Origin of the sequence: Neobacillus sp. NPDC058068, assembly GCF_042885335.1 — a bacterium.
Classification (GTDB): domain Bacteria; phylum Bacillota; class Bacilli; order Bacillales; family Cytobacillaceae; genus Neobacillus.
Genome location: NZ_JBHVSI010000013.1, coordinates 1 through 14,358, shown reverse-complemented (window position 1 = coordinate 14,358; position 14,358 = coordinate 1). Strand labels below are relative to the sequence as shown.

Sequence of the window (14,358 nt, the reverse complement as noted above, 5' to 3'; positions counted from 1 at the left end):
AAAAAAGCAACAGGAAGCCCTGATGCTTATTTTGTTTCGCGGTGTGCAGTTGTACGTTTTTCTCTTGGGCAATATTTTTTAAGCTCAAGACGATCTGGATTATTACGTTTATTTTTTGTTGAAATATAGTTACGATCTCCACACTCAGTGCAAGCTAATGTAATATTCACACGCATGTTTATTTCCCTCCAAACGATTAAGCTATTCAATCATACGACTTTTCTATAATATCATTTATCAAAAGGAAATGCTAGTCTGTTTTTAAAGAAAAGAGAAACGCTTTTTGTAACTTACACTAGCCGTTGGGTGGATACATGACAGTTATCGAAGTTAAAGGGATTCTAATCTTTTTAAAAGACCTTCCTCCATGGAAATTAATTCATTTTTGTTAGTGCCCGTTATAGTCCAAGTGGTCATTCTACTAGTCTCCCTTGGCTCCACTGACACTTTCATGGCGAATATACTCGCTGCAGGACCTTTGGCTAATGGCTGATACTTTAAGGAACCCCTTTGCACGGAACTCCAAATTTGATCTGTATATGCATACCATTGCGGTATTGTCGTATACTCTTTCAACCCTTCTCCATGAAATTGCCCATTAACAAGAAAAACATTGTTATTTGAATGGTGAAAAATCCTTTTATCTGTCGGTGAAATAAATGTTACGTTATCTTGTCTTATGTTCGAATAATGGTGCATCGCTAAAACTTTTATTTCTTTTTTTTGCTCGCTGTGATTACTCACATAAATATGAGCAAGACGAATTTTCGAGTGGACTTGCTCCGGTTTCACTTTAATAACTAACTCTTCATTGTAAATGACCTTTTCTGTACAATTTTGCAGCCAAAAGGACATGCCATTTACCCATATCCCAGGATTAAATTGCAGTGTTTCGAATGGCGGCTGATGTTTAGGAATCTGCTGATTATTTTGTGATTCTGTTAGATTTATCATCATTTACACCTTATTTACAATTTATTTGGTGTTTCTGCTTGCTTAAACTCATTCATTCGTTTGTTTAACAACGTATCTTCCATAACTCTGCTTGTTTCTGTAGCTATCCTGTTCCAGCCATACAAACTTTTTACAATTTGGCTTCCCCGCTTACCAATTTCCCCTGCTCTTTGGGGATTTTGCAATAAAAAGTCAATCTGTTCTAACAGGCTTCGTGCATCACCTGGGACCATCAATAATCCTGTTTGCAAATGCTTCACAATCCCTTTTATTCCGCCTGTATTGGACACAATCGTGGGTTTCCCAAGAACCATTGTTTCAAGGGCGGCAATTCCGAATGGCTCATACAAACTTGGAATGACAGCCATTTCGCATCCTTCGATGAGTGCATTCCTTTGTTCATCGGTAATATAACCTATAAATGCCACAAAGTTTTCTAATTTCCAATCAACAACCTGACGCCGGTATGTCTCAAGCATCGGTCCTTTACCTGCAATAACGAAAAAATAGCTTAGGCCATTCTCTTTAGCATTGAACGCCGCCTCAATAATGGTTTCAAATCCTTTTTCTTTTACAATTCTCCCAAGCGAAAAAATATACTTTTTTTGCTTTAGGTCGGGACAAATTTCTTCTGTTGTTCGTTCTGCTGTCAACGGGTCAATCCCATTTGGGATAACCGCTATCCTATCAGCTCGAGCTTTAAAAACCAAAAGGAGTTCATCCCTCATGTATTCACTGCAAACGATTAATTGATCTGACTCTGTAATTAACTGCAGCTCTTTTTCATGGATAAATTGCTGCATTTCCGTATGAATGCCATTATGGCGTCCATGTTCTGTAGCATGAATTGTCACAATGAGCGGAATGGCCAGTAAATCCTTCAAAGCAATAGCAGCGGAACCGACCAGCCAGTCATGAGCATGAATAAGGTCAAAATTTATTTCTTCTGCTAATTTTTCCACCTTAAAAGCCATTGCTAAATTAAGCCCGCCTATCCAGGAAAGAAAATTATCATCCTGCTCATTAATTGGTTTGACACGATGAACATTCACACTATGACTTTTTTCAAAAGATGAAAGGCTCTCATTTCCAGCCGTTACTACATGAACCTCATGACCCATTGCTGCCAAATGAACCGACAATCCGAACACGTGACGCGAAAGACCGCCAACTACATTAGGGGGATATTCCCAGCAAAGCATCAATATTTTTAATCTCCTGCTTTTTTGGTTCATGTCAACTTGTTTGGAGAATGCTTTATCCATTTTTCTCCTCCAGAAGGTTTGATTCCAGATAATAGCTGTATGTGCTTACATGATCCACCCATTTTGGCGGGTTGTCCTCATATTGCTGATATTGAATGATATCCCGACTTATCTCAATCCCATTTAGCAATGTCAATGCTGGGGTTTGAATGCAGTTTGACCTGAAGAGAGGAAAAAAGTTAGCATCCGATAAATGAACGCCTAATTCAGCTGTATAGCACCGATTTGGTGCCAATCCTTTAATAAACCAGTGTCCACTCTGATAGGGAACGGTAATTTCATAATAATGGCCGGCATTTTTCCCATTAAAAATGATATCCGTAACATCATAAATCCGAACAACTGGAACAAGGTTTTCGAACCTGCAGTTAAAAAATAGTTCAATAATTTTTTTGGGTAATTCGGATACCTCCCAGAAAAGAATCATTTTTCTAGGGGTCACAAGTTTCGCTGCAAGTTCACCCTTTAATGGAACAAACTCTGGGGGTGCTGGGCTGACAATATCCTTAATCATAGCTTCCTCCATTCTGCAAACTATCAATATATGCTATAACAAGAAAATTATTCATATTAGTTGTTAAGTTAATCGTATCACCAGATGGGCAGGCAGACAATAAACACAATTTGTCGGATTTTGCCGGTCCTACGTACAGATGATGTTCAGTTATAAAATTTTTATGAAGTATAAAAAAGAAATGAATTTTATTGGCTTTTCGACATTCATTATGATATTTTCCTTTTTCATTTTTGACAAAGTTTTCAGCCAAGACAAAAAAAGATGAAGCCTAAACGATCGGCTTCATCTTTCATTTATTCAATTTAACCACTAGGCATTTAAATTAATGCGTTTTCCTGTCACTAGGTATACTACATTCTCTGCGATATTGGTTGAATGGTCTGCGATTCGTTCGATAAACCTGCAAACAAATGCTAACTGGATAATCTGGTTTGTTGCGTTAGGATTTTGCGGGATAAAGCTTAGGAGCTCATGTACCAAGTCTCCGAACATTTTGTCTACGGCATCATCTTTATTGGCACATTTTTTAGCCAGTTCAATATCTTCGGAATAGTAGGCTGTTATTGATTCAGAAACCATCTCTAATGCTAATTCCATCATTTTTGGAATATCAATGATTTCTTTAAAGTGCTTTTCATTACCTATGTGCTCTGCCGATTTGGCAATATTTACGGCGATATCCGCCAACCGCTCCACTTCTGAAGAAACTTTTAATGCGACACTAATTTTTCTCAGATCGGTTGCCACGGGAGATTCCCTGGCAATTAATAATAATGCTTTATTGTTAATTGCATCTTCCAAATCATCGATTTCATTATCGCCTTCAATGACTTTTTTTGCCTTTTTCATGTCCTGGTTTAGTAAAGCAATCATTGCTTCTTTAATTGCCTGTTCTGACTTATGAGCCATGTCTAAAAGCAGTTCTTTTAATTCTTTTAAATTGTTATCAAAATTAGCTCTTGTACTCATTTATGCCACCCCATCATCCGAATCTTCCTGTAATATAGCCTTCAGTTCGTGAGTCTTTTGGATTTGAAAAAATAGTCGAAGTTGAATCCAGTTCAATTAATTCACCCATTAAAAAGAAAGCAGTCTTATCGGACACACGTGATGCTTGCTGCATATTATGGGTAACAATGACAATCGTATATTTTTCTTTCAATTCTAAAATCAGTTCTTCGATTTTCAAGGTTGATATCGGGTCCAATGCCGAAGTTGGCTCATCCATTAACAAAACATCCGGTTTTGTTGCTAAAGCTCTAGCAATACAAAGCCGCTGCTGTTGCCCCCCGGATAACCCTAAGGCAGGAGCAGTTAAGCGATCCTTTACTTCTTCCCATAAAGCGACATCCATAAGTGCTTTGATGACAAGCTCATCAAGATGTTTCTTTTTAGTGATTCCATGAACTCTCGGACCGTAAGCGACATTATCATAAATCGATTGTGGAAAAGGATTTCCCTTCTGAAAAACCATGCCAACATGTTTGCGAAGTTCTACAAGGTCGATTTTCTCGTCTAATATATTTTGGCTGTTAAAGTTAATTTCTCCGGTCATTTTCACCTTCGGAACCATATTAATCATTAAATTTAGCGTTTTAATAAAGGTGGACTTGCCGCACCCGGATGGTCCGATAATCGCTGTTACCTCTTTTTTATTAATCGGAAAGTTGATGTTTTTTAAGGCATGATGATCACCATACCATAAATTCAAATCCTTTATATCAAATACCTGTCTTGTCAATGTCGGAGTTGACATTCCATTTCCCCCTTATCCAAACCTTCCGGAAATATATTCTTCCGTCTTTTTAACAGAAGGATTGGTGAAGATTTTTTCAGTTGCATCATATTCAATCAAATCACCGCTTAAAAAGAAGGCCGTTTTATCGGAAATTCGCGATGCCTGCTGCATATTATGAGTGACAATGATGATCGAATAATCCTTTTTCAATTCCACAATTAAATCTTCAACTTTTGCGTTAGAAATAGGGTCCAATGCCGAAGATGGTTCATCAAGAAGCATGACAGTCGGTTTCATCGCAATTGTTCGAGCGATGCAAAGCCGCTGCTGCTGCCCTCCCGAAAGTGATAAGGCGGATTTATGAAGTCTATCTTTTACTTCATCCCATAATGCCGCTTTTTGCAGACTTTCCTCAACAATTTCATCAAGCTGACTTTTCTTTTTGATTCCACTGAACTTCAAGGCATGCGTTATATTTCCATAGATTGATTTTGGAAAGGGATTCGGCTTTTGAAATACCATCCCAATTTCTTTTCGTAATGCCACGACATTTATTTGTTCTGACAAAATATTAAGGTCCTCATACATAATCTCACCTTGTGCTCTTGCACTTGGAATTAGATCATTCATCCGATTAATGCTTCTTAAAAATGTCGACTTTCCACAGCCTGAAGGTCCTATCAAAGCCGTTACAGCATTTTTTTCTATATCCAAAGAAATTCCATTAACGGCACGTTTTTCACCATAGAATATTTCTAAATTATGCACATTTATAATATGTTCCATTTGCAACGGGACGGTTGATTGTATTGTTTGTTCTGTAATTTCTTTTTCCAAAAGCGTCGTAACCATCCGTTCTCACCTGCCCTTTATTTAGTTGCAGTAATTTTCTTCGTAATGATACTTCCAATCCATCTAGCTAATAGGTTAAAGAGTAGGACTGAAATGACTAATACCGCAGCAGAACCATTCGAGACCGCTTCAACATCGGGAATTAATCCTTGTGTATTGACAGACCAGATGTGAACGGCGAGCGTTTCAGCCGGTCTGAAAATATTTAATGGAGATTGCTCAGAAAATGGGTTCCAATTTGCATAATCGAGTCTTGGTGTTGAAAGACCTGCTGTAAACAATAATGCTGCTGCTTCTCCAAACACACGTCCAGCTGCAAGAATAATCCCTGTTAATATGGATGGAAAGGCACTAGGCAATAAGACGGTTTTTATTGTATGCCAATGGGTTATACCCAAGGCAAGACTAGCCTCTTTCAGATCACGAGGAACAGTCCGAATAGAATCCTCACTTACCCGTACGATAACAGGCAAATTAAAGACTGTAAGTGCTAGAGCTCCTCCTAAAATCGTATATCCCCAGCCTGTTATGTTAACAAACATCAGTAATCCAAACATGCCGATTACGATAGATGGGAGTGATGCTAACACTTCGATACAGGAACGAATAGTGTCTGTTATTTTTCCTGGCTTCGCATACTCCGCCATATAGATTCCCCCGCCAACTCCAAGAGGAACAGCAATAATCATGGTTATAAGTAAAATATAAAACGAGTTAAATAACTGGTCGCGAATCCCTCCACCCGCACGAATATTGCTTGAAGGTGTAGTTAAGAACTCCCATGAAATGTGTTTAAATCCATTGACTAAAATATAAGAGAATAGTCCAATAAGAATTGAAATAATTATGATGGCAATAGCAACAAATACTCCGGTTGCAATTCGGTCAGCTGTTTTACTTTTCATTACAGCTTCCTCCTTGATGATAGATAGCGAATGAGTAGAATAAAGGCAAATGACATAATTAATAAAATTAAGCCCATCGACCATAGGGTATTATTTTCTACACTTCCGTAAGTGGTATGACCCATATTTAATGTGATAATCGTTGTTAAAGTAGCTGAAGCATCTAAAATACTTGATGGTAAATTCCTTACATTTCCGATGACCATTTGAACAGCTAATGCTTCCCCAAATGCCCGAGCCATCCCCAAAACAATTGCAGTCAGTAGGCCTGGAAGGGCAGCAGGAATTAACACCTTTCGAATCGTTTGCCACCGTGTTGCACCAAGTGCGTAAGAGCCTTCTCTTAAATTTTTTGGCAAGGTGCCCATTGCATCTGTTGCAATCGAAGTGATCGTTGGCAAAATCATAACCGATAGCACGATCATCCCGGATAGCAAACTAAAACCTAGTCCACCCACATGTGCCCTTACAAATGGAACTAACACTGTAAGCCCGATGAATCCATAAACGACAGATGGAATCCCCACTAATAGCTCAACGACTGGCTGTAATATTTTTCTTCCCCATGAAGGTGCAATTTCCGTCATAAAGATTGCAGCCCCAATTCCTAATGGTGCCGCGATAAGCGCTGCAAGAAATGTGACGGCAAATGAACCGAAAATAAACGGCAGGGCGCCATATTCCGGATTGGCTTGATTTGTAGGATTCCAGTGTGTACTGGTTAAGAACTCAATAAGACTGACACCATTGTTAATAAATGATTGTAAACCTTTTGTGCCTAGAAAAATAGTAATGGATATGGTTGCAGATATCATAATTACGGCACATAGAATAACTAGAATCTTTCCACGTAATTCCCCATCCATCCTATTTTTTGAGGATTTTATCAATCTTTCCTTTGCAGGAATAATCTTTTCCATAATGCACCAAACACCCCTAAAATACGTCATAATAGGGTAAATGCATATCTGCACTTACCCTTTTTTATCCATTTATTGATTCAGCTTATAGATCTTTTTGATTTCCTTTTGCATCACGTTCTACCTTCATTTTTGTGACAGGAAGGTAGCCCTGTTCTTTTAATAAAGTAGTTTGAATCTCATCTGACATTAAATACTCTAGGAATGCTTTTGCTACACCATCAGCTTCACCTTTAGTATAAGAATGTTGGTAAGCCCATACTGGGAATTTGCCCGATTGTACATTTTCTTCATTTGGTTCTACACCATCAATAGCAAGTGGTGTTACGGCATCATCAGTGAAGTATGAGAAAGCAAGGTATCCGACTGCTCCGTCTGTTTCATTGATAATCTTTTTAACCGTGTTTGAAGAATCCTCAGTAATACCTTCAGCAGGAGTTGCGCCATCAAGAGCAAACTTATTGAAAATTGCGCGTGTACCTGATGAATCAGGACGGTTAACAAGAACGATCTTTTGGTCTTTTCCGCCAAGTTCTTTCCAGTTAGTAATTTTTCCAGTGAATACTTTAATTAAATCTTCTTTTTTAATATCTTTAATGCCGACTTTAGGGTTAACCGCTGCAGTCATACCTACAACCGCTACTTTGTGGTCAACAAGCTCACTTGCTTTATCAGGAATTTTTTCTTCAGCGAATACGTCTGAGTTACCAATTTGTACAGATCCTTCAGAAACTTGTGATAAGCCTGTACCAGATCCGCCAGCATTTACTTGTATATCAACTTTAGGATTTGCATTCATAAATTCTTCAGCAGCTGCTGCTACTAATGGTTGCATGGCAGATGAACCAGAAACAGTTAATGAGCCAGAAAGTTCTTGTTTTTCTTCCGTTTTTGGTGCTTCGTTTGTCTTGTCTGTTCCAGTTGTGTTGTCATTAGAAGCTCCGCCCCCACAAGCAGCCATGAAGACCATTGATGCTGCAAAAATTGTACCGAGGCTTAATTTTTTCAAACTTTTCATTTCCTTTATTCCCCCTAAGGTTTTTGATGGTGATGATGTTTGTCTGCCTTACATGTTTTAGAATAACGGATTACTGTAAACTGCGTTTTAATGAATTGTAAAGGTTTTGTAAATATACATTGAGCTTTTGTAAATTGGGAAATTGCTCCTATTGACTTCCTTAGCTAAATTGGATTAACCAATTGCCTATATTTATATTTCTCATTAATTTATTTAAATATGTAAAAAACACCTGCCTCAACTTTGAGACAGGTGTTTCGATAAACTATTATTGGCCAGTTTGCTGGCTGTTTTGAGTGGTGTCAGCATTCTCTGCTTGTTGCGTACTATCCGCAGTTCCTTCATCTAGAGGACGTGATTTCTTCAAGTCAAAGTATGCATCCATTACTCTCTTGCCGATTTCCATATTAATACTTGGACCAGTACTTCCTTGATATGCCCATGGGACAACAACGGCCATAGCCACTTCTGGCTTATCAAATGGCGCAAAGGCGACAAGACTTAGGTTCATAACATCTGTATTCTTTTGCGATTTAACAGGACCGTCATAAAATGCTTGTGCTGTTCCTGTTTTTCCAGCCGGGTTATATGCAGCACCTTTAAATTTAGAAACACCTGTACCATCACCAACCTGCATAACCATTCTGAATCCTTCCTTCACCCGATTGATCCATTCATCTTTCAAATCTAAATGATTCAACACTTTAGGTTGGATTTCTTGGATTATCGGACCTAATTCATTACTATCCATGACCGGTTCACGAATTTCCTTTACAACATGGGGCTGCATACGATTACCTCCGTTTGCAATCGTGGACACATACTGTGCGAGCTGTATCGGTGTATACGTATCATATTGGCCAATAGCAAGGTCTAGAGCTAAACTTGACTGGGCATTTGAACCTGGAAAACCGCTCATTTCATTAGGGAGGTCAATCCCTGTCCTCGTTCCTAGACCGAATTGTGCGAAGGATTGGCGCAGCGTGCTGAACGTCTTCTCCGCATTTATTAGAAGTGGACCGTTTGGAACATACCTTCCACCTCCCATAGCAATAACCGTTTTCCACATATACACGTTGGATGAAACCTGTAATGCCCTAAGGTCATTAATGGAATTAAAATTCTTCCAGGATTTTTTTGGTTTTGTATTTTTGAATACTAATGGCTCATCAAAAAGATAATCTCCTGGACTAATTGCTCCTGTTTTATAGCCGGTTAAAATGGTTGCCCCTTTGACAGTTGAACCAACGTTATAGGAAGTGGTAATATTCCCACCGGCAAAGTCTCTCATTTCCGTTTTGCCGTCTTCCTTCGTAATTTGCCTTCCGGCAAGCGATAACACTTCTCCAGTATTAGGATTCATTAAGACCACAAAAGCACGATCCAAAAGAGCGGTGCCTGGCTTTTGCTTGGCCTTCCACATCTCCTCTTCAATGATTTTTTCTACTTGCTGCTGCAGATCCATATCAATTGATAATACAAGATCTTTTCCCCGCTTGCCTTCCGAAATTACTTCAGTAGAAAGGATTTTTCCTGTTTTATCTGTTACATTTTTTACTTTTGCCTTTTGACCATGGAGAACATCTTCATACTTAAGCTCGAGATAACTTTTTCCTACTCGGTCGTTTCGGCTGTAATCACGAACAAGATATTTTTCTAACTGTTCCTTAGGTATGCCTGCTTCGGAGGTAGTTACGTCTCCCAGAATTGATTTTAACGTATTTCCAAAGGCATACATTCGGTCCCAGTCGGTTGTGGTATCGACACCAGGAAGATTCTCTAAATTTTCACTGACAATGGCAAATTCTTCTGAAGTTACATCTTTATTTTTGACAATTTGCGGTGTTAAGGCGTATCCACTGTTAAATTGCTTTAAAATCGCAATGGTTTTGAGGTCATCATTTTTGTAAGCAGCGATTTCAGCTGTCGGGATTCTTTTAATCTGCAAAGCATAAATTTGCTTATATTCCCATTGTTTATCGTCGTATAACTTCCATTCTTTTTCTGTAATTAATGCCTTTGCTTTGTCGGGATTTTTTAAGATCCAATAATCCTCTTTGTCACGATCACGGACCTTTGTCGTATCAACTGTAATGATTTTTGCTAATTTTTCTGCCGTATCAAGCATTTCCTTTTGATTTGTATTTTGATATTTTGTATACGTAATCGCATTTAACGGGGTATTGTCAACAATGACTTTCCCATTTCTGTCAAACATCTTTCCACGCGGCACTGGATTACTAACCGTAATATCTTCGGTCCGCTGCAACTCCCGTTTAAAATCGTCACCGAAAACAATTTGTATTTCACCAAGACGCAAAATGAGAACGGAAAATAGCACAAAAACCACAAAGAAAACCATGTTCAAGCGAAACGGGACATGTGTCTTCTTCTTTTTCTTTTTATTATTCAAAGTCTATATACACTTCCTTTTTTCTAGCCATAAGATAACTTCCTCTATTCTATAAGATAATGCGCCTTTTTTCTATGAATAACACTTACCATTTTAAAAACTTCAACTAAAAATGCGATGAGCGGAAACTCATCGCATTACGCAGCAGGTAATTGAACCTTTCTGATAAACAAGTAAATCAATGAATGACCAGCACCCAAAACCAATAGTAAAATCGGAATACTTTTTACATCATTAAACCTTGTTACTGCTACTAAAAATGCTAAAATCGAAACAATTCTGCCAAGATTTAAGAATATTTCTCGGACGACAATATACTCAATTCGCATTTCTGCAGCTTTCCAGCCAATTCCAATCACATCGTATGTAGTTGACATATACGGAACGAGCAACAGTGGATAGGCGATCGCAATCATCCCTGCGTAGATTAACAGTTTGGCGAAATTCACATCCCATACAATCACTAGGACTGCAGCATAAAGAAGAATCCCGCCCATAAGGATCGCTTTTTTCCGATGATTTTTTTTAATTAAGCGCGAGGCTAGATAATAAGCAATAAATGAAATCCCCGAATTAATCAGACCAAATGTCCCTAATGCCATTTCACTATTTGTCGAAATGTAAACAAAGACGGAGATGATAAATAAAAACGTCCCTTCTCTTAACCCCTGGAAAAAGTGGGCATTTGTAATGAGACGCCAATTTTTATTATGTTTTCTTTCCTCCAAAATCCGCTTAAAGCAATATCTCCCCGCTGCTGGCCGTGGTTTTAACGAAAAACTCATGAACACAGCAAGTGCGAATAAGGCTAATGACAAACCAAAAACAAACGTGTACCCTGTGAATTTTTCAAATCTGGTAATAATGAAACCGGCAGTCAGCGGACCAATCATTCCTCCCGCAGACGTTAACGCTCCCAAAAACCCATTAAAAAAATCCCTCGTCTCAGGTTCTGTGATTTCAAAGGTTAACACATTGTAGGCTAACCAATAAAACCCGTATCCTATCCCAAGCAGGCTCCCCAACAGTAGTAAAAAGGTGTGTGCTTTCGTCCCTGTAATTAATACAGACAAGTAAAAAACAGCCAAAAAGATAACACCAATTCTTAGCACAATGACCCTGTCGATTTTCTTAGCCCATCTGCCCGCTAAAATAAACGTTAAGGGCTGTAGGACCACAATTGAGAGATTATAAAGGGCCAAATCAGAATACTTTCCCGTTTGTTTCCAAAGATAAATATTCACAAATGTGTTGGAAAGAGCAACACTCAATGAGTATAACCCGCCAATAATAAGCAACAGTGATAGATCTTTGGTTAACTCTACTTCACCTAATAATTTAAATTTTTTTGCCATAAAAAAACTCCCCTTTGTATAAGGGTAGTCTTTATCTGGGCGCTTGTTCTTATTCAATAATTTCGGAAAACGAAAAAAGGCAGCCAGCGGCCGCCTTTTTCGTTTTCCATTTATTTTGCTTCGTTATAACGTTTAGAAACTTCGTCCCAGTTTACAACGTTCCAGAATGCACCGATGTAGTCTGGACGCTTGTTTTGATATTTTAAGTAATAAGCATGCTCCCACACATCAAGACCAAGGATAGGAGTTTTGCCCTCCATTAATGGTGAGTCTTGATTAGGAGTGCTAGTTAATTCTAATTCCCCGTTGTTTACAGCAAGCCAAGCCCAGCCAGAGCCGAAACGAGTTGTTGCTGCTTTGGCGAATTCTTCTTTAAAACTTTCAAAGCTGCCAAATTTATTGTTGATTGCGTCAGCTAGTTCACCAGCTGGTGCGCCGCCGCCATTTGGAGAAAGGATTTGCCAGAATAAAGAATGGTTTGCGTGTCCGCCGCCATTGTTGCGTACTGCTGTACGAGCAGCTTCTGGAACCGAATCTAAATTGGCAATTACTTCTTCCACTGATTTAGATAATAATTCTTCGTTACCAGCTAGTGCATTGTTTAAGTTAGTAACATAAGTGTTGTGGTGTCTAGTGTGATGAATGTTCATTGTTTCTTTGTCAATGTGCGGTTCAAGTGCATCTTCTGCATAAGGTAATTGTGGTAATTCAAACGCCATATTAAACTCCTCCTATGTATACATGATTTTGGCCTCAGAGATATTAAAAAAACCAAACTGATTTTTAGAATATTTCTAAAGCTTTGTTTTAAAGATACCAAAGTTGGTTCATCGTTTCAAATAAAATGCTTACAGTCCCACCATAAATACAATACCCATTTGAAAGATTTTTATTCTTTATTTTACAACGAATGGTCATCTATCATTTTTCGAAAAATTGTCATGATTCACCTAAACGGCATTCTGTCAACGATTTTTGTCATATCTTACTCAAATTATTCCTAATACTGGTAAATACTCTATTGACATGTTGTTAATAATTCATTTTAATCAAGTTGAAAGGGATGAAAGGAGTGTCTGATATGCAAGATCCTCATTTTTCAATATATAGTTCAATGGTTCAATTTTTCCAAAAAAAAGAGCCCATTCAAAAATTCAAATCTGGATCCGTTCTTTTTCAAGAAAAGGATCCAGCCCAATATGTTTACTTATTGCTTAAAGGAAGTATTGCACTTGGAAGAGTCCATTTGCGCGGAAAAGAGTTTATTTTAAAAATCTTAAACGATAGAGAACTAATTGTTGAGTATCAGCTTTTTAAAGCAAATCCCCGTTATCAGTTTTACTCTAAAACATTAAGCGACTGCGAGCTTCTGGTCATTAAAAGAGAACAATTTGAAGATTTTATCTTAACCGACCCCGAAGCAATGAATGCTTTTGTTTCCTGGTTAAGTACCGGATATTTAAAGGCACAGATGAAATGCCAGGACTTAATTATGAACGGGAAGAAAGGCGGTCTATACTCCATCCTCATCCGTCTTTGCAACACCTATGGCATGAAAACTGAAGATGGCATCCTTATTGATCTGCCCCTAACCCATCAAGAGTTAGCCAATTTAACATACGGGACAAGAGAAGTCATTCAACGTTCATTAAAAGAGCTTCGCGAGAAGGACATTATTTTGTATGAAAACCAAATGTTTACCGTAAAAAACTTAAACTATTTAAAAGAAGAGGTAGATTGTCAAAACTGCTCTTTTGAAATTTGCGGGATAAATTAATCAGCCAAAAGCCACCAAAGCTTTATTAAAATGGTGGCTATTTTTATTTAATCACTATAAAAAAGTAGGCAATCATAATGACTTGAACGATCGCTTTGGTCAGAACACTACTGATAAAACCAATAACAGAGCCGAAACCGATCTTTAAGCTATCACCAAATTTTCTTTTGTTGAAAATCAATTCAGCCGCTATCGCTCCGATAAATGGGCCAATGAGGATTCCGAGAACAGGGATAACAAATGGGCCAAGGATAATGCCAATCGTACTTCCCCAAACTCCTGCTTTCGAGCCGCCATATTTTTTTATTCCAATCATATTGGCAATATAATCTGCGATAAACAAAAGAACAATAAACAATCCCTCAATCACCCAAAACAGCCAATGGAATGACTCGAAACCAAAGAACACGCCGTATAATAAAAATCCTGCTAACAAGAATAATACACTGGGGATAATGGGGTACACCAGCCCAACGAAAGCAACAACAAAAAGAACACCTATGATCAGCCAATAAACAATATCCATCTCATCCAACCTTCTTTATTTTTAGGCTGTGTTAAAGCACATTGTTGATTTTGAGCACAATGTTGATTGGAGTGGAAGGCGCGAGACTCCTGCGGGAGCAGCGGGACAGGTGAGACCC

The 14,358-nt window shown here is 38.3% G+C and carries 15 protein-coding genes; 1 reads left to right on the top strand and 14 read right to left on the bottom strand.

What is annotated here, in order from left to right:
• Positions 1–26: 26 nt before the first annotated feature.
• From rpmG to ACFVSW_RS15880, 13 genes are all read right to left on the bottom strand, one after another.
• Positions 27–176 carry a 50S ribosomal protein L33 gene (gene rpmG, locus ACFVSW_RS15940; RefSeq protein WP_015594975.1) on the bottom strand — a complete coding sequence of 50 codons (150 nt, stop codon included), beginning with the start codon at positions 174–176 and terminating at the stop codon, positions 27–29.
• A 154-nt stretch (positions 177–330) separates the two neighbouring features.
• Positions 331–954: a hypothetical protein gene (locus ACFVSW_RS15935; RefSeq protein ID WP_387317650.1), complete on the bottom strand. Its 624-nt coding sequence runs from the start codon at positions 952–954 to the stop codon at positions 331–333.
• A 14-nt stretch (positions 955–968) separates the two neighbouring features.
• Positions 969–2,219, bottom strand: a complete 1,251-nt coding sequence (locus tag ACFVSW_RS15930) for a glycosyltransferase family 4 protein (protein ID WP_387317649.1) — start codon at positions 2,217–2,219, stop codon at positions 969–971.
• Positions 2,212–2,733, bottom strand: a complete 522-nt coding sequence (locus tag ACFVSW_RS15925; protein ID WP_387317648.1) for a DUF4912 domain-containing protein — start codon at positions 2,731–2,733, stop codon at positions 2,212–2,214. Before ACFVSW_RS15925 ends, ACFVSW_RS15930 begins: the two co-directional genes overlap by 8 nt.
• A 312-nt stretch (positions 2,734–3,045) precedes the next feature.
• Positions 3,046–3,705, bottom strand: coding sequence for a phosphate signaling complex protein PhoU (gene phoU / locus ACFVSW_RS15920; RefSeq protein WP_387317647.1), 660 nt, complete (start codon positions 3,703–3,705; stop codon positions 3,046–3,048).
• Between the two features lie 13 nt (positions 3,706–3,718).
• On the bottom strand, positions 3,719–4,492 hold the full coding sequence (gene pstB, locus ACFVSW_RS15915; RefSeq protein WP_387317646.1) for a phosphate ABC transporter ATP-binding protein PstB: 774 nt from the start codon (positions 4,490–4,492) through the stop codon (positions 3,719–3,721).
• A 12-nt stretch (positions 4,493–4,504) separates the two neighbouring features.
• Positions 4,505–5,260 (bottom strand): phosphate ABC transporter ATP-binding protein PstB, encoded by a 756-nt coding sequence (pstB, locus tag ACFVSW_RS15910; RefSeq protein ID WP_387317814.1) that lies wholly within the window; start codon positions 5,258–5,260, stop codon positions 4,505–4,507.
• Positions 5,261–5,343: 83 nt separating this feature from the next.
• Positions 5,344–6,231, bottom strand: coding sequence for a phosphate ABC transporter permease PstA (pstA, locus tag ACFVSW_RS15905; RefSeq protein ID WP_387317645.1), 888 nt, complete (start codon positions 6,229–6,231; stop codon positions 5,344–5,346).
• Positions 6,231–7,151, bottom strand: coding sequence for a phosphate ABC transporter permease subunit PstC (pstC, locus tag ACFVSW_RS15900; protein WP_387317644.1), 921 nt, complete (start codon positions 7,149–7,151; stop codon positions 6,231–6,233). The genes pstA and pstC overlap by 1 nt, the downstream gene beginning before the upstream one ends.
• Before the next feature lie 85 nt (positions 7,152–7,236).
• On the bottom strand, positions 7,237–8,169 hold the full coding sequence (locus ACFVSW_RS15895; protein ID WP_387317643.1) for a phosphate ABC transporter substrate-binding protein: 933 nt from the start codon (positions 8,167–8,169) through the stop codon (positions 7,237–7,239).
• Positions 8,170–8,437: 268 nt separating this feature from the next.
• The gene (locus ACFVSW_RS15890) at positions 8,438–10,531 is read right to left on the bottom strand and encodes a peptidoglycan D,D-transpeptidase FtsI family protein (RefSeq protein WP_387317813.1); all 2,094 of its coding nucleotides are present in this window, start codon (positions 10,529–10,531) and stop codon (positions 8,438–8,440) included.
• A gap of 188 nt (positions 10,532–10,719) precedes the next feature.
• Positions 10,720–11,937 (bottom strand): MFS transporter, encoded by a 1,218-nt coding sequence (locus ACFVSW_RS15885; RefSeq protein WP_387317642.1) that lies wholly within the window; start codon positions 11,935–11,937, stop codon positions 10,720–10,722.
• A 110-nt stretch (positions 11,938–12,047) separates the two neighbouring features.
• Positions 12,048–12,656, bottom strand: coding sequence for a superoxide dismutase (locus ACFVSW_RS15880; RefSeq protein WP_387317641.1), 609 nt, complete (start codon positions 12,654–12,656; stop codon positions 12,048–12,050).
• 362 nt (positions 12,657–13,018) lie between these two features.
• Here ACFVSW_RS15880 and ACFVSW_RS15875 point away from each other — a divergent pair, with 362 nt between their 5' ends.
• Positions 13,019–13,714, top strand: coding sequence for a Crp/Fnr family transcriptional regulator (locus ACFVSW_RS15875; protein WP_387317640.1), 696 nt, complete (start codon positions 13,019–13,021; stop codon positions 13,712–13,714).
• Between the two features lie 43 nt (positions 13,715–13,757).
• On the opposite strand, the gene ACFVSW_RS15870 is transcribed toward ACFVSW_RS15875, so the two are convergent.
• Positions 13,758–14,240 carry a DUF456 domain-containing protein gene (locus tag ACFVSW_RS15870; protein ID WP_387317639.1) on the bottom strand — a complete coding sequence of 161 codons (483 nt, stop codon included), beginning with the start codon at positions 14,238–14,240 and terminating at the stop codon, positions 13,758–13,760.
• Positions 14,241–14,358: the final 118 nt, after the last annotated feature.